This window comes from Pantoea rwandensis (assembly GCF_000759475.1).
GTDB lineage: Bacteria > Pseudomonadota > Gammaproteobacteria > Enterobacterales > Enterobacteriaceae > Pantoea > Pantoea rwandensis_B.
Genome location: NZ_CP009454.1, coordinates 4128607 through 4144229, shown reverse-complemented (window position 1 = coordinate 4144229; position 15623 = coordinate 4128607). Strand labels below are relative to the sequence as shown.

Here is a 15623-nt window from a genome sequence, read left to right as displayed (position 1 = left end):
ATTGATGTCGCGGCGCGCAGGTGTCACAGCAGCGTTGCTGATACCCGCGCCATACATAGCGCCGCGGAGGAAGATAAATATTTTCAGTGTGTTATCGACGACGGCCGCCCATCAAACTCCCCAGTACGCCACGAATGATCTGGTTGGTTACCTGGCGCGCCGCGCTTTTTGCCACGCTCTGCACCACGCCATCGCGCTTGCCGCCGCGCGGTCCGGTGGTGCCAAACAGAATGTCTTTCAACCCGCCGAGAATGACATCATCAACTTCGACATTATTGCCTTTGGCTTCCGGCGCATCGGCCTGCTGTGGCGCGGCTTGCACCCCTTTTTGCAGCATCTCAAACGCGGATTCGCGATCCACTTCGGTGTCGTATTTGCCGTACAGCGGTGAGTTATTGATCAGGCCGTTGCGCTCATCCTGCGTTATCGGCCCCATGCGCGAGCCGGGCGCAATCACCATGGCGCGTTGCACCATCGACGGGCTGCCTTTTTCATCGAGAAACGAAATCAGCGCCTCGCCAGTGCCCAGCGCCTGAATGGCTTCCACGGTATTGAATGCCGGATTGGCGCGCATGGTTTCGGCGGCGCTTTTCACCGCTTTTTGATCTTTCGGCGTGAAGGCGCGCAGGGCGTGTTGCACACGATTGCCCAGCTGGCCGAGCACGTTGTCAGGGATATCCGATGGATTCTGCGTGACGAAATAGACGCCGACGCCTTTGGATCGAATCAGACGGATCACTTGCTCCACTTTCTCCAGCAGCACCGGCGGCGCATCGGTAAACAGCAGGTGTGCCTCATCAAAGAAAAATACCATCTTTGGTTTGTCGAGATCGCCCGCTTCGGGCAATTGTTCGTACAGCTCCGCCAGCAGCCACAGCAGGCTGGTGGCATAGAGTTTCGGCATCTGATACAGCTTCTCAGCGGAGAGAATGTTGATGAAGCCTTTGCCTTCGCTGTCACAACGCATCCAGTCGCGGATATCCAGCATCGGCTCGCCAAAGAAGTGTTCAGCGCCTTGCTGTTCCAGCGCCAGTAAGCCACGTTGAATCGCCCCCACAGAGGCGCTGTTGATGTTGCCGTACTGCGTCTGGAAAGATTTAGCGTTATCGCCGATGTATTGCGTCATGGCGCGCAGATCTTTGAAATCCAGCAGCAACAGGCCCTGATCGTCGGCGATGCGGAAGATGATTTGCAGCACGCCCGATTGCACATCATTGAGGTTGAGCAAGCGCGCCAGCAACAGCGGGCCAAGGTCGGAAACGGTGGCGCGCACTGGGTGGCCTTTCTCGGCAAAAATGTCCCACACCATCACCGGATTTTTCTGTGCCTGCCAGTCGGTCACGCCAATCTTTTCCAGCCGTGCCAGCAACTTTTCCGAGCCTTCACCGGCGGTGGCTACGCCAGTCAGATCGCCTTTCACATCGGCCATAAACACCGGCACGCCGATATTAGAGAAGGACTCGGCAATTTTTTGCAGCGTCACGGTTTTACCGGTGCCGGTGGCGCCAGTGATTAAGCCGTGGCGGTTCGCCATATTGGAAAGCAGGGATAACTGGATGTCGGGCGTTTGAGCAATCAGCAACGGGGTGGTCATATTTTTTTCACTCGAAGGCAACAGGTTATGCCAGAAAGAATAGCAAGCGATGCGAGGAGACGGATGAAGATTGTACTGAAAGTGTTGAGGGGGGAAGTCATTCCCCCATCAACAGAATTTACTGCTTCTGTACCACATCAAAGAACAGCAAGCTCACCCCAATCCCTTGCTGCACATGATTGACGTTGTTACGCACCGCGACCTGCTGCGCACCCTGCAGCATCACCACAAACGGGGAATTCTGCTGCACGGTATTTTGCAGGTCGGTGTAAAGCGCACGGCGTTGGGTGGCGTCACTTTCACCCGCTGCGGCACGTGTCTTCGCGCTGAGTGCAGGAATCTCCCAGCCGACTCGCCACGCCAGCGTTTTTGAGCCGCCCGGCACGTTGTAAGCAAAAGCGCTGGCATTGGTATTGGGGTCAACGTAATCCGCGCCCCAGTAGATAAAGATCGACTGGAAATCGCGGCCGCGCATTTTGCTCCACAACTCGGATTCTGCCACCGGCTGCAGCTCAATCTGCACATCCGCTTTGGCAAAGCTGGCCTGTAGCGCCTGGGCAACATCAATGTACGGCGGCTGGTTGATCACCGTCAGCGCAAACTTGCTGCCGGGTTTAATGCCCCCTTTGGCCAATATCGCTTTGGCTTTCGCCACATCGTAATGGAACGGTTGATCCTCTAGCGCGCCATCAAAGCCCTGCGGCAGGAAACTCTGATGAATGCGGTACTGACCTTTCAGCAAATCTTTTGAGATTGACTGGTAATCCACCAACCAACGCGCTGCTTCCCACAGGGCCGGGTTGCCCAGTGCCGGTTGCGCTTTGTTTTGGGTATTGAAGCCCAGGTAATACACCAGGCTCGAAGGGAACGCCTCGATGCGCAGGTTTTTATCGCTCTTCAGCGCATCGATTTGATCCGGGCCGAGCTGATAAGCGACATCCACATCGCCTTGCTGGATCAACAGGCGACGCGCACCGGCATCGGCCACGCCTTTTAGCAAAATACGCTTCAGATGTGGCTGCGGGTTAGCTTGCGGATTGGCGCTTAGCACCAGCGCCTGCTGCGGCACATACTGTTGAATCGTGAACGCGCCGCTGCCAGCGGTGTGGGTGTGCAGCCAGCCATTACCCAAATCGTTATTTACCGCATGCTGCTGCACGGTTTTACTGTCCACCACCGAGGCGACCGGCGCAGTCAGCAGGCGCAGCGCCAAGTCCTGACCGATCTGTGCAGGCCACTGTATCTCCAACTGATGGTCACTCAGCACCTTAAACTGGCTGGCGATGTTTTCGCGGGTCCAGCCAAATTCGGCGAGAATGAAAGAAGGTGCCTTGTTCAACTGCACGGCGCGCGTCAGTGAGAAAATCACATCCTGCGGTGTCACCGCATTACCGCTGGAGAAGCGAGTGCCGGGTTTGAGGTTAAACACCAGGCTGTGTGGCGAACTGCCACTTTGCCAGGATGTTGCCAGCAGCGGTGCCAGTTTCTGTGGCGTATCGCGGTCGGCTTGTACCAGCGTCTGGTAGATATTGCGCTGTACGCTGTTGCTGACGGTTTCAAAGCTTTCTGCAGGGTCGAAGCTGATAATGCCATCCAGCGGTACGGCGACCACCAGCGTGTCTTTCGGTGTGGCAGCCTGTAAGGCAAATGCACTACTCCATAAAGTGACCAACAAAATCAATGCACGCATTTATTGTTTTCCTGAGTGATAGATTAATCGACTCTACCGCTGCCGCCGCTCAGGCAAAATGCCGGTTTGTTCTGAGCTGTGCCGGAAATTAACAAATGATAACATCTTGCGATTATTTCGCTTATTTTGTGCGCCGCCTGTCATTTTCAGGAAATAGATCGTTCATGTACTGGTCAATTAAGTAAATAAGATGTTATTAATGAGAATAATTCTCTTGTATGGAAGTATGATTTATTTTTATCGATTGAATTGAGCGATTATTTCTTTGCGCGATCAATTTTGGTCATTTGCCCATCCAGAATTGCTAAAAACACAGCAATTGTACGGTTAAAAGTCCAATTCACCCTCCGAAAGCCCTTTACCTGCTCTTAACCTAAATTCAACATCATGATGATTTCTCATCAAAACACATCTGAACATTGATTCTTACATTCAGAAATATCTATATCCCTAAGATTGCCAGGTTATTTACCGATTTATAAAGCCATTAACAAAAATAATTATCTTTCTTAGCAAGTGAGAGTCGTCGCGCCATGCTTCTAAATAAACCGACCACCAGACGTAAGTTTTTGCTTGGGTCGTTATTGGCTTTGCCATTAAGCGACCTGGTATTTAAGGGATTAACTGCGGCGCAAGCTGCGGAAATGGCAGCACCGGAACTCGCCGATTACAAACCGATCTTTTTCAGCGCTCAGGAGTGGCAGTTTATTCTGGCCGCGACCGATCGTCTGATTCCGGCCGGTGGTAAGGGCAAGGCGCCAGGTGCACTGGAAACTAACGTGCCGATCTTTATCGATCAGCAACTCCATAGCCCTGAGTTCGGCGGCGAAATTTACATGCAGGGTCCGTTCGACGTGCACGCGCCAGCCACCATGGGTTATCAGATCCCTTACACCCCGCAGGAACTGTATCGCACAGGCATCAAGTTGGTGGAACAGTGGACGCAGAGCACCTACAAAAAATCCTTCCATGAACTGACGCTGGAAGAGAAAGACGCGGTGCTGACCAAGGTCAATAAAAATGACGGTATCGATTTCCCGGCGATGGGTGAACCGAACCTGAAAGCCTCGCAGTTCTTTGGCCAGCTTCTGGCTGATACCAAACACGGTTACCTCGCCGATCCCATGTACGGCGGCAATAAGGGCATGAAAGCCTGGATTGCGATTGGTTTCCCAGGCGCACGCGCCAGCTTCACTGAGTGGGTGAAACAGCACAACGTGCCGTACCCGCTGGGACCGGTCAGCCTCTTGGGTGAACGCGCGTAAGCCTCCCCCCGTATTTGGTATGTGAGACAGGATTTAACATGGCACAGATTACAAAGAAAGAAGTCGACGTCGTCGTTTGCGGCCTCGGCTGGGCCGGCTCGTTGATGAGCATCGAACTGGCAATGGCCGGACTGGAAGTTCGCGCGTTAGAGCGCGGCGGCGAGCGTGATTACCCGGATTTCGCTTACCCGAAACCCGCTGATGAATACGCCTATAACGTGCGTAACAAAGTGTTCGCCACCCCAAAAGAAGTGGCGGTCACCGTGCGTTACAACATGAGCCAGACGGCACTCCCGACGCGTAAATGGGGCGCATTCGCTCCGGGTACCGGTGTGGGCGGCGCAGGTATGCACTGGACGGCGGTACTGATTCGTCCAACCCCAACCGATATCAAACTGAAGACCTACGTCGATCAGGCTTACAAACCCGGCGTATTGCAGGAAGATATGCGCGTGATGGACTTCCCGTTCACCTGGGAAGAGATCGAGCCGTATTACTACAAGTTTGAACTGATCTGCGGTCAGTCGGGCAACACCGGCAACCTGCGCGGCCAGATTCTGGAAGGCGGTGACCCGTTTGAAGGTCCACGTTCTGAGCCTTATCCGTTGCCTGCGCTGGAAGATACGCTGAACAACGTGATGTTCAAAGAAGCCGCGACCAGGCTGGGTTACCACCCGTTCCCGAACCCGTCTGCTTGCGTGTCTCGCGCGTGGAAAAACCCGTACGGCAACCAGATCGCGCCGTGTAACTATTGCGGTTACTGCTCGAAATACCCGTGCCTGAACTACTCCAAAGCCTCACCGCAAACCGCTGTGATGGATGCACTGAAGCGTATGCCTAACTTCTCTTACGAAGTGCATGCGGAAGTGTACAAAGTGGTGCTGCACGACGATGGTAAAACGGCGAAGGGCGTTCTCTACTTCGATGCAGACGGAAACGAAGTGTTCCAGCCGGCCAAAATCGTCGTGCTGTCGAGCTTCCAGCTGTACAACGTGCGTCTGATGCTGCTGTCGGGTATCGGCAAGCCGTACAACCCAATCACCGAAGAAGGTGTGGTGGGCCGTAACTACGCGTTCCTGTCGAACGGCGGCGCAACCCTGTTCTTCAAAGACAAGAACTTCAACTCTTACGCCACCGCAGGCGCCACCGGCCAGATGTTCAACGACATCTCACCAGGCAACTTTGATGGTCCTGGCCTCGGCTTCCTCGGCGGCGCGAAGATTCACAGCTCGCAAGCTACCGGCACGCCAATGGCGGCAGCGCTGCCAAAGGGCACGCCAGCCTGGGGTATGGGTTACAAAGAAGGTCTGGAAGAGTGGTACAACCATTCTATGAAAATCAGCATCACGACCACTTGTCAGTCGTATCGCGATATCTATCTGGATCTGGATCCGCATTACACCGACCATCGTGGCCAGCCGCTGCTGCGCATGACCTTTAACTGGAAAGAGAACGAACTCAAGCTGCAACAGCATCTGAAAGGTATCGTCGGCGATATCGCCAAAGAGCTGAACCCAGACAGCATGAGCATGAGCTTCCTGCCAATGGGCGCGGACTTTGACCTGACCAAATACGTTTCTACCCATAACGTGGGTGGTGCGGTGATGGGCGATAACCCGAAAACCTCGGCGCTGAACAAGTATCTGCAGAGCTGGGATGTACATAACGTGTTTGTACCGGGCGGTAACGCCTTCCCGCAAAACTTCCAGGCGAACCCGACCGATACCATCGGCGCGATTACCCTGATGGCTGCGCAGGCGATCAAAGAACACTATCTGAAAAACCCAGGTCCATTGGTACAGGCATAAGCACATGAAATTAAAATCATTGTTAATCGCTAACGCCGTACTGCTGGGAAGCTTTGCGGTCCAGGCTCACGCGGAAGATGAAGCCGCGCTGATCAAGCAGGGTGAATATCTGTCACGTCTCGGCGACTGTATGGCGTGCCATACCGTAGCGGGCAAGGCCGATTACGCCGGTGGTCTGGCGATTGAGTCGAATCTCGGCACCATCTACTCCACCAACATTACGCCGGACAAAGAGCACGGCATCGGCAACTACAGCGAGCAGCAGTTCTCTGATGCCGTGCGTAAAGGTGTGCTGCCGGACGGTTCACGTCTGTATCCGGCAATGCCGTACCCGGATTACGCCAAAATCAGCGATGAAGACATGCACGCGCTGTATGTTTACTTCATGAAGGGCGTGAAGCCGAGCAGCGAGCAGCCGGAAGAGACCAAACTGAGCTTCCCATTCAGTCAGCGCTGGGGTATGCGTTTCTGGAACTGGGCATTCACTTCTGATAAGCCGTTCCAGCCGATTGGCGGCGCGTCGGAAGAAGTGAATCGCGGTGCTTATATCGTAGAAAGTCTCGGTCACTGCGGCAGTTGCCATACGCCGCGCGGCCTAGGTATGAACGAGAAGGCGCTGGACAGCGGTGACGACAAATTCCTCGCTGGTGGTAGCCTGAACAACTGGGATGTGCCGTCGCTGCGTGGCTTACCGCGCTGGAGTGAGCAGGAGATCGTCGATTACCTGCAAACCGGTCGTAACGACAAAGCCGCAGTGGGCGGAGAGATGAAGTCAGTGATTGAGCACTCCAGCTCGCACATGACGGATGCCGATCTGAAAGCCATTGCGTCTTATCTGAAATTCATCGGTGGCAACCCACCGCTGCAGGCGTACAACGTGCAGAAGCAGCAGGCCACGGAAGCCAAACTGACCGCAGCGAAAAACCTGACGGAAGGTGAGCGTCTGTACATCGATAACTGCGGTGCCTGTCACTTCGTGACCGGTAAAGGCGCGCCAGGTATCTTCCCGGAGCTGGATCAGGCCACCATTGTGAATGCCAACGATCCTACCGGCTTGATCCACACCATTCTCGCCGGTGCGCAGCAGCCATCGACCGAGAAGGCGCCGTCAACCCTCGCGATGCCGGGCTTTGGCAAGCGTTTGACGGATGATGAAGTGGCGCAGCTGGCGACCTTTATCCGTCAGGGCTGGAGTAACAATGCCCCAGCCGTGACCAAAGATCAGGTCGCGGATGTGCGCAAGACGTTGAAAGCAGAGTAAATCGGGTGCGGCCTTCGGGCCGCACTTTCACACATGAAAAGTCCTCACCACTTCTAATACGCCGTTAATCACAAACTGTACGCCCATACACACCAGCAAAAAGCCCATCAATCGCGAAATGGCTTCAATTCCGCCTTTACCCACCAGCTTCATGATGGCACCCGAACTGCGCAGCGAAATCCACAAAATCACGGCCACCGATAAGAAGGTCAGCACCGGCGCGACCGCGACAACCCACGCTGGAAAATCAACGCCCGATTTCACCGTAGAGGCCGAACTGATGATCATCGCGATGGTGCCCGGACCCGCCGTGCTGGGCATCGCCAGCGGCACAAACGCAATATTCACCGATTCACGATTTGCATCAGTGGCGTCGATTTCATCCTGTTTATGCCGGGCTTCGACGGAGTGACCGACCGGTTTTGCCGGAAACAACATGCGAAAACCGATAAAGGCGACGATCAATCCACCCGCCATACGCAGTCCAGGAATCGAGATGCCAAAGGTGTGCAACACCGCATTCCCGGCGTACCACGCCACCATCATAATCAGGAACACGTAGATCGAGGCCTGCATCGCCTGACGATTGCGTTCCTGGAAATTCATGTCTCCCGCCAGTCCGAGAAACAGCGCCACCGTGGTCAGCGGATTGGCCAGCGGCAACAGCACCACCAATCCCAGCCCGATGGCTTTAAACAGTTCCAGCATGATTTTCCCCGAGTTCCAATGGCAGCGCGACACACCGTCAAGGTGCGTCGCGGCACGATTTAGCGCGCGTGTGCAAAATGCATCAATGTTTTGGCGTTTCTAACGCTTCCAGCAACTCCGGGAAGAAATCTTCCAGCAGCTCGGGCGTCATCAGCTCAGGATAGCTTATCAGGTGCTCGCGAATACGTTCATTGACGTCGGGCAGCAAACGCTCAGCGGCTTGGTTGGCGGTGATTTTCTTCTGCTTCATTAAGCGCAGTACGTCATCCGGCAGGTTGTCCTCATCCTCGACTTCGTCCACGCCTTCCAGATCGTCCAGCTCATCCAGCATATCCATTAAGGCTTCGATCTGCGGAGTACGGGACTGGTATTCAGATGGGTTTTCGTTTTCCAGATAGCGCAGCAGGGCGCGCACTGGCGAACCATCGGGTTCTGCGGGAGGCTCGCTGGCAAACCAGTTCAGGAGATCGTGCTGCGTCACCTGATGGACGTGATAGCCGTTATCCACCAGCTCATCGGCGAGGATGTCGGCAGTATCGTGCTCAATCAGGCAAATGTGGGTGCGATTAGGCGTGAACTGCTCCAGCCACTGGTAAATCTCTTCAATCACGCTGTCATCGTAGCTGAAGTGGTGGCTGAGATAGCTGTCATCCTGTTGGTGAACGCTGATGTGAATCAGGTCGGGATCGAAGTAAATCGCAATATTGATGCCTTTCATGCGCGCTGTCCTGTGTGGTGCAAAATCTCACTATAGCCTCAGGCAGCGCAGATGAACATGACAACGCCAGCAGCACGGGCTACTGGCGGTAAAAATTAACGCAAATCAGCACGATCCAGCCCGTAAGCGCTGTCCAATGCACCCGGTGCCATCTGTGACAAAATCATCAGGCGGTTCCAGGTGTTGATGGCAGCGATCTTAAAGGTCAGCTCACTGATTTCGCTTTCAGAGAAATGTTCACGCACTTCACCGTACAGCGCTTCATCCACGCCGTGTTCGCCAATGCGGGTCAGGGCTTCGGTCAGGGCAAAAGCCACTTTCTCGCGAGCGCTGAACAGTGGAGATTCACGCCAGATAGAAACGTGATGAAGACGCAGTTCGCGCTCGCCGTCAATTTTCGCCTGCTTCACATGCATGTCGAGGCAGAAGGCACAGTGATTCAACTGCGAAGCACGGATATCGATCAAGTGTTTCAGTGACTTCTCCAGCGCGGTATTCGCCACGGTGTTAGAGAAATCAGACATGGATTTGGCCAGTGCTGGCGCGGTTTTAAAATGATTAACGCGTGAAGTCATGATGTTTTCCTCATTCAAAATAAGCGGTCAATAGCTTGCAGAGCCTGGGGTAATGCGGTGTCGCGGCTAACGGGATCGTGCGTACCGTCCACGCGGATAAATTCCACATCGGTGATGCCGATGTATTCCAGTGCCACGCGGATGTAAGGGGTGAACTGGTCATCCTGCACAAACGGGCCGTGGGCAAACACACTGCCGCTGGCGACCACGCTGTACACCTTTTTGCCGTTCACCAGACCGACTTTGGTGCCTTGCGGTGTAAACGCGAAGGTGCGTCCGGCGCGAGTGATATGATCGAACCAGGCTTTCAGCACCGACGGCAAACCGAGGTTCCACATCGGCGACGAGATAACCAGGGTGTCGCAGGCGAACAGCTGATCCACCATTTTTTCGGAAGTCTGAATGGCGGTACGCTGTGCATCGTTACGATCCTCCGGGCGGGTAAAGAACGCGCCAATGGTGAAGGCATCCAGGTGCGGCAACGGATGCTGCGCCAGATCCAGTACCGTCTCTTCGAGATCGCTATGCTGGGCGCGAAGCTTCTCCACCAAACGCGCCGAGGCGTTACGTGAGGCCGATCCGGCCAGATCCGGGCTGACCTGAATATGCAGCAGTTTCATGAATTTTCTCCCTCAGCGAGATCGCGATAAAAATGCAGTCCCAACGCGTGGTAACCGACGCGTTGATAAAATTGTTGTGCCCGTTGATTGCTCAGCGCGGTGTCGAGCACGATGCGGCCACAGCCTTGTTCCCGTGCATGCTGCGCCAGACCGTGCAGTAGTGCGGCCCCCAAACCCTGGCTGCGCGTGTTGGTGCAGGTCACCAAATCATCGATGTAGCAAAAACGGCCATGAATAAAGTTTTCCAGCAGGCGATAGCCCGCCAGCGCCACCGGTTGACCATCCTGTTCGATATCCGCCAGTTGGTAGCCCTGTAATTGCTGACGCTGTGCCTGCGCCACAAACGCAGCTTCATCCTTCAGTTTGAAACGCAGTTCGCGCATCAATGCATAGCAGCAGGCCAGCTCCGTGGGCGTTTGGTAATGAACAATCTTCATAGCAGCCTGCAAGCGGTTGTCGGGTTGATGGGGACATCTTAAACTTCTATGTCGAAGGGAAAAGGGTCAATATAGGGGAAAACAGGTAGGACATGGTTATGCTGCTGAATCCTGCGCTCACTCTCCAGAGCGCATTTATGTGCTCCGCATCGTGATGAAGGAAGACAGATGGGTTACAAAGAAATCTACGCTCGCTATCGGCAGCAGATCCTGGAAGGGCGCTTAAAGCCGGGCGACCGGGTGCCGGCGATCCGCGTGTTAGCCAGTGAGCTGCAAGTCGCGCGCAAAACCGTGGAGGCCGCCTACGAGATCCTCATTGGAGAGGGGTATTTTGTCAGCCAGGGCGCGAAGGGCACGCGCGTGAACCCCGCACTGAATCTCGGTGAAGCCACCGTGGTCACCACGGCGCCACCTTCCACACCGCTCGAACATCCGGTGATTGAAAGCAAAGGCGAGCTGCGGCTGGGTATTCCGGCACTGGATGAGTTCCCGCACAAGAAGTGGCTGCTGATCTCCGGAAAGGCGGCGCGAACGTTGCGGCCCGATGAAATGATCATGCCCGCCATTATGGGCTACCAGCCATTGCGTGAGGCGATTGCCAGCTATCTCAATATTTCGCGCGGGCTTAACTGCCAGCCGGAGCAGATTTTTATCACCACCGGTTATCGTGCCAACCTGCGCCTCATCCTGGCCGTGCTGGCCCATCCTCACGACAAAGTCCTGTTTGAAGACCCGGGCTATTTCTTTGGGCAGAAACTGTTAAAGCGCATCGCACCGAATCTGCACTATGTGCCGGTGGATCGGGAAGGCCTCGACGTGGATTTCCTCCAGCGTTATCACTCAGACGCACGCTTTGCGGTGGTCACGCCAACCCATCAGAGCCCGCTTGCGGTGACGTTATCACTACCCCGTAAGCATCAATTGCTGGAGTGGGCGCAGCAGAACAGCAGCTGGATCATTGAGGATGATTACGACGGCGAGTTTCACTACACGCGCAAAGTGATCCCGGCGCTAAAAAGCCTTGATGTGCACGATCGGGTGATCTATACCGGCACTTTCAGCAAAACCATGATGCCCGCGATGCGCGTGGGTTATCTGGTGATGCCGCAACAGACCATTGAACGCTTCCGCGAGCTGGGTGAAATCCTCGAAACCGGTATGCCGTTGTTACCGCAGAAAATCCTCGCACAGTTCCTCAGTGAAGGGCACTTCTATCGTCATATCAAGAAGATGCGGGTTCTCTACCAGCAGCGCCGCCGCATGATGCTGGATGCGCTACAGCACTGTTTCCCGCAGCTGTTTGACTTTGAACTCACTGATGGCGGCATGCATATCGTGGCCTTCCTGCGGCGAGGCATTCAGGATGTGGCGCTGGCGGAGATTTGGCAGCGTCATCAGCTGCGCGTGTTGCCGCTTTCAGGCTGGTATACGCAAACCCAGAAACGCTACGGACTGGTGATCGGCTACACCAATATTCGATCGTTTGAACAGGCGGTGGATGTGCTGGGCAGGGTGGTAGAAGAAACTAAAGGGTTGATGAGCTGATGGATTAATGGCCCGTGGCGGCGCAATTTATTGCGCCCCCCATCAAGACTAAATAAGATGCGAGGGACAGCTCGCGTCTTATTCATGGTCACTTCACCCACTATCATTCCGCATGCAGTACGGCGGCTATCGAGAGACGCCCGATGCACTTACTCAGTAAGCGATGCGGGGGAAAGAAAGCCGCCAACGCACCTGCAACCCGAAGTAGGGCGTGAATTACATGCCGATATATTTCTTGCCTTGTTTAAGCACCACGTCACAGGCCTTGGTCTTCAGTTTCTCACCCATCGGCGAGTTGCTCAGACTCTGCAGATTCAGCTGCTGACCGTTGCCGGTGTTCAGCAAGCCTTGCAGACCCTGCTGATAATCGGTTTTCTGCTCTTGTGCGGCAGGGCTACTCAAACCAAGCTTGCTCAGTACCTGATCTTTCACCGATGCCACATTGTTATCCACCACGTTGTGCTGTACGCAGTAGGACATGACGCCTGCGGCGTTGGTCATGCTGTTGGAGCTAACCGCTTTGTCACCGCCATTCAGTAAACCGCTCAGCGAAGAGAGCGACAGACCGCCGTTCTGCGTGCTGCTGGTGGTGGTAGAACCGCTGTTTTGCTGAGACAGCTGCGATGCCGCGCTGCTCAGCTGATCCTGCCAACTCGCTGCCGACGCACTGCCTGCCGCCATTGCCGCCGCGATACCCAATCCCAAAATGATGCGTTGTGCTGCTTTGTTCATCTCAACCTCTTTGTTTTATACATCTGACGTTGTCAGTTTTGGTTAAGATAGGCGTAAGCACGGAAAGTTCCGAAGTAGAGGGAGTTTGGGAATGTTCTGGCATTTGTACAGGAAAGCGCCGAAAGGGCGCTCGAGCTGCCGCGTTTGCGCCACATAAATGGCGAAGTGCTGGTTTTTTCAACGCTTAGCGCACAGCGCTGTCGATTAGTGTTGCGCACTCTGCGCGTAACGGTATAATCGCCAACGTTTTCCGCATCCTCTTCAGTGCCGAAGTGGCGAAATCGGTAGACGCAGTTGATTCAAAATCAACCGTAGAGATACATGTCGGTTCGAGTCCGACCTTCGGCACCATCGATTGATGCAAAATTAAGTCGCTTACGAGCGGCTTTTTTTGTGTCTGACATTCAGCAGTAACGCCTCCATAATCAACAGCAATACTCATTTCGAAAGCATAATCCTTGCCGCACTCAATACCCAATTGTTGACTGATGACTCAACACCGTCACCGCTCGCACGGCGCGCCGATTTTCATCTAATCAGCCAGGCCATACGCACGTTGCGCTAACTACTGAGAATCTGGCCGCAGAATACCGGCACCTGCTTTCTCTCTGACGTTAGGGGATAGGTATGAAGTTCCTGATGGGCGATACCAGTCTTACCCTTTACATCACACTTGTTCGAGCGCCTTGAGCCGTTGTCAGAAGCGCTGCGCTAAATTTCTGGCTACCTGATGCAGACATTACGCGCCACGCTCTCTGTGCCGGAGGCCAGCACGCGGCCATTAAAGAGATAAAGCGCAATCACGCTGACATCGCCTGCTTGCCAATGCGGGAAGACATACTTTTGCACGTCCTCGTCGCGGCTTTTATCGCCCAGGCCACGGCTGTGTTGCGTGACGGTGATTTTCAGCAGGTTGTGGTTGAACTCGCCGTTAAACCACACCGCACGATGAATCGGGGTGGCAGGTGCGATAAGTTGCCCATCCATAAAACGAGAAAGCGTGCCGAGATAGGTTAAATGCCCCTCACTGAAGCCATCGTGATAGCTGCGGTAAATCCCCTGCGTCAGCACCCATTCACGCTCACTTTTGATGTCATAAAACGCCAGTGGAAACCGGCACTGGGACTGCTGCGCGCTGGTGGCCAGCCAGCGCCCGATCACGCCGCTAAACGCCAGCACAAAGCCGCCGACAAACAGCCAGAGCCACGGGGATTTAATTGAGGCGAAAATAGAAGGACTCGCACGCATTTTTCGCCTCCTCAAAGGGTTGTTGGCAGGCAATTACGCCCTGATGTTGCGGATTGTTGGCGGAGCTGAGCGTGACATACAGCACTCTTGCCGCGGGTTTGTCCGGGTTCGCATCAAGCACATAACGGCGATAGGTGCGCAGTGTGGTTTCAATCAATGCGTGTTGCGTATGATGTCCTTTCGGCACCCAGACGCTGCTGCCATCCGGAATCGCCGGGCCATGCCAGCTGACAAAATCGATCGGTTTTGGTGTGAGCAGAAAGAAATGTTGTACCAACAATGCCACCAGATACCCGGCGGTGATACCGGCGGCAGTGATGCCTGTTACGCGTCGCCAGGTCAGCGTGCCACGAGCAGGCGGCGCCAGGGGCATCGCCACAGGAACGGAGTGATCGACGGCTGGTGGGACATTAATGATTAAGCGGTAACCGCTGCGCGTGACGGCCAGCAGGTTAATCTGCTGTTCAAGCTCCAGCGACATGAATGCACGGCGTAACTTGTTAATCATCACGCGTACGCTGTTATCGGTTGCGGCATAACCGTCACGGCGCCAGCCAATCTCCATCAACTGTTCATGCGTCAGCACTTCGCCTTGCGCCTCCGCGAGTGCATACAGGCAGCGCGCGGCGCTGGCGGGCAACGTCACGGACATATTATCCAGCGTCCGGCTTAGTATACGAGTACGTCTGTCTAATCTGGCTGCCTGTCCAAGTAGGATTGTGTTGGGCATAAAGAAGTTGTCTATCAATTAGGGTAAAGAGCGGGTCGGTTGTTAATGTTATTTTTGCGGTCACCGTTCCCATTTTTCAGCTAAAGAGTGCCAGATTTTCAGCACTTTCCTGCGATTATTTTCCTGAAAAATGTTGAAAAGCCCCTTAATCATTAAGGTTTTTTATGATAGGTAAACCGCTAAAATTAAGTGGTTATTTTTTATTGATAATTAACAATGCTAATAACCGCTACTCGTAAGTTGTTAGCGTAATAATGATTAGTATTTTTCATCTGAAAAAAGGCGAACCAGCCAGGTAGCCCCATAGCGGGAGGTCGAAAATGGCACGCTAAATGTTAGCAAGGTGAGGTACTGATTGATGCCGCAGGCTCAGCCCACTCTGCTACACCTGATTGACTTGAGACAGCACGGAAATGCTCGCTACTGCAGGGTGTTATCGCGGTTCATGGCGGGTTTTTTTCTCGGGAAATCAGCATCCTGAATACGTGAACATGCTTCGCTGATGCTGACAGGAAGCCATCGCCCTTGTGTCTTTGAGGATCTGCATTTCGGTGCCGGATCGTGTTAGGTGAATCAGGACAGGGTGGTGAAGCAGGAAATCGTGAGTGCGGTCGTGCAAGTGAGAGAGAGAATAGGAAAATTATCTCAGCATCAGACGAGCAGAGCATTGGCATCAACGGGATTTTGCTGTT

The 15623-nt window shown here is 54.3% G+C and carries 14 protein-coding genes and 1 tRNA gene; 5 read left to right on the top strand and 10 right to left on the bottom strand.

Annotated elements, in window-relative coordinates:
• Positions 1–91 precede the first annotated feature (91 nt).
• Both LH22_RS19010 and LH22_RS19005 read right to left on the bottom strand, forming a co-directional pair.
• Complete coding sequence (locus tag LH22_RS19010) at positions 92–1594, bottom strand: helicase HerA-like C-terminal domain-containing protein (protein ID WP_038649348.1); 1503 nt, start codon at positions 1592–1594, stop codon at positions 92–94.
• A gap of 118 nt (positions 1595–1712) precedes the next feature.
• Entirely contained in the window at positions 1713–3284 is a 1572-nt protein-coding gene (locus LH22_RS19005) for an ABC transporter substrate-binding protein (protein WP_038649345.1), read from the bottom strand.
• Positions 3285–3817: 533 nt separating this feature from the next.
• On the opposite strand from LH22_RS19005, the gene LH22_RS19000 reads away from it, so the two are divergent.
• The 3 genes from LH22_RS19000 to LH22_RS18990 are packed head-to-tail and all read left to right on the top strand — an operon-like array spanning position 3818 to position 7618.
• Positions 3818–4549 (top strand): gluconate 2-dehydrogenase subunit 3 family protein, encoded by a 732-nt coding sequence (locus LH22_RS19000; protein WP_038649342.1) that lies wholly within the window; start codon positions 3818–3820, stop codon positions 4547–4549.
• 38 nt (positions 4550–4587) lie between these two features.
• Positions 4588–6357, top strand: a complete 1770-nt coding sequence (locus LH22_RS18995; protein WP_038649339.1) for a GMC family oxidoreductase — start codon at positions 4588–4590, stop codon at positions 6355–6357.
• 4 nt (positions 6358–6361) lie between these two features.
• A complete protein-coding gene (locus LH22_RS18990) occupies positions 6362–7618 on the top strand; it encodes a c-type cytochrome (protein ID WP_038649336.1) in 1257 nt (418 codons plus the stop codon).
• A gap of 27 nt (positions 7619–7645) precedes the next feature.
• Here the strand turns inward: LH22_RS18990 and LH22_RS18985 are convergent, their stop codons facing one another.
• From LH22_RS18985 to LH22_RS18965, 5 genes are all read right to left on the bottom strand, one after another.
• On the bottom strand, positions 7646–8326 hold the full coding sequence (locus LH22_RS18985; protein ID WP_038649333.1) for a MarC family NAAT transporter: 681 nt from the start codon (positions 8324–8326) through the stop codon (positions 7646–7648).
• Positions 8327–8408: 82 nt separating this feature from the next.
• Positions 8409–9044 carry a hypothetical protein gene (locus LH22_RS18980; protein ID WP_034826425.1) on the bottom strand — a complete coding sequence of 212 codons (636 nt, stop codon included), beginning with the start codon at positions 9042–9044 and terminating at the stop codon, positions 8409–8411.
• 95 nt (positions 9045–9139) lie between these two features.
• Positions 9140–9619 carry a carboxymuconolactone decarboxylase family protein gene (locus tag LH22_RS18975; protein ID WP_038649331.1) on the bottom strand — a complete coding sequence of 160 codons (480 nt, stop codon included), beginning with the start codon at positions 9617–9619 and terminating at the stop codon, positions 9140–9142.
• Positions 9620–9633: 14 nt separating this feature from the next.
• Positions 9634–10239, bottom strand: coding sequence for an FMN-dependent NADH-azoreductase (locus LH22_RS18970; RefSeq protein WP_038649328.1), 606 nt, complete (start codon positions 10237–10239; stop codon positions 9634–9636).
• A complete protein-coding gene (locus LH22_RS18965; RefSeq protein WP_038649325.1) occupies positions 10236–10676 on the bottom strand; it encodes a GNAT family N-acetyltransferase in 441 nt (146 codons plus the stop codon). Before LH22_RS18965 ends, LH22_RS18970 begins: the two co-directional genes overlap by 4 nt.
• Positions 10677–10844: 168 nt before the next feature.
• Here LH22_RS18965 and LH22_RS18960 point away from each other — a divergent pair, with 168 nt between their 5' ends.
• Entirely contained in the window at positions 10845–12221 is a 1377-nt protein-coding gene (locus LH22_RS18960; protein WP_038649322.1) for a PLP-dependent aminotransferase family protein, read from the top strand.
• 216 nt (positions 12222–12437) lie between these two features.
• Here LH22_RS18960 and LH22_RS18955 read toward each other — a convergent pair whose 3' ends face one another.
• Entirely contained in the window at positions 12438–12953 is a 516-nt protein-coding gene (locus LH22_RS18955) for a DUF2501 domain-containing protein (protein ID WP_038649319.1), read from the bottom strand.
• 266 nt (positions 12954–13219) lie between these two features.
• On the opposite strand from LH22_RS18955, the gene LH22_RS18950 reads away from it, so the two are divergent.
• Positions 13220–13304 (top strand) — tRNA-Leu (locus LH22_RS18950).
• Between the two features lie 372 nt (positions 13305–13676).
• Here the strand turns inward: LH22_RS18950 and LH22_RS18945 are convergent.
• The gene (locus LH22_RS18945) at positions 13677–14201 is read right to left on the bottom strand and encodes a hypothetical protein (RefSeq protein WP_038649317.1); all 525 of its coding nucleotides are present in this window, start codon (positions 14199–14201) and stop codon (positions 13677–13679) included.
• Positions 14167–14853 (bottom strand): winged helix-turn-helix domain-containing protein, encoded by a 687-nt coding sequence (locus tag LH22_RS18940; RefSeq protein ID WP_052059458.1) that lies wholly within the window; start codon positions 14851–14853, stop codon positions 14167–14169. The genes LH22_RS18945 and LH22_RS18940 overlap by 35 nt, the downstream gene beginning before the upstream one ends.
• Positions 14854–15623: the final 770 nt, after the last annotated feature.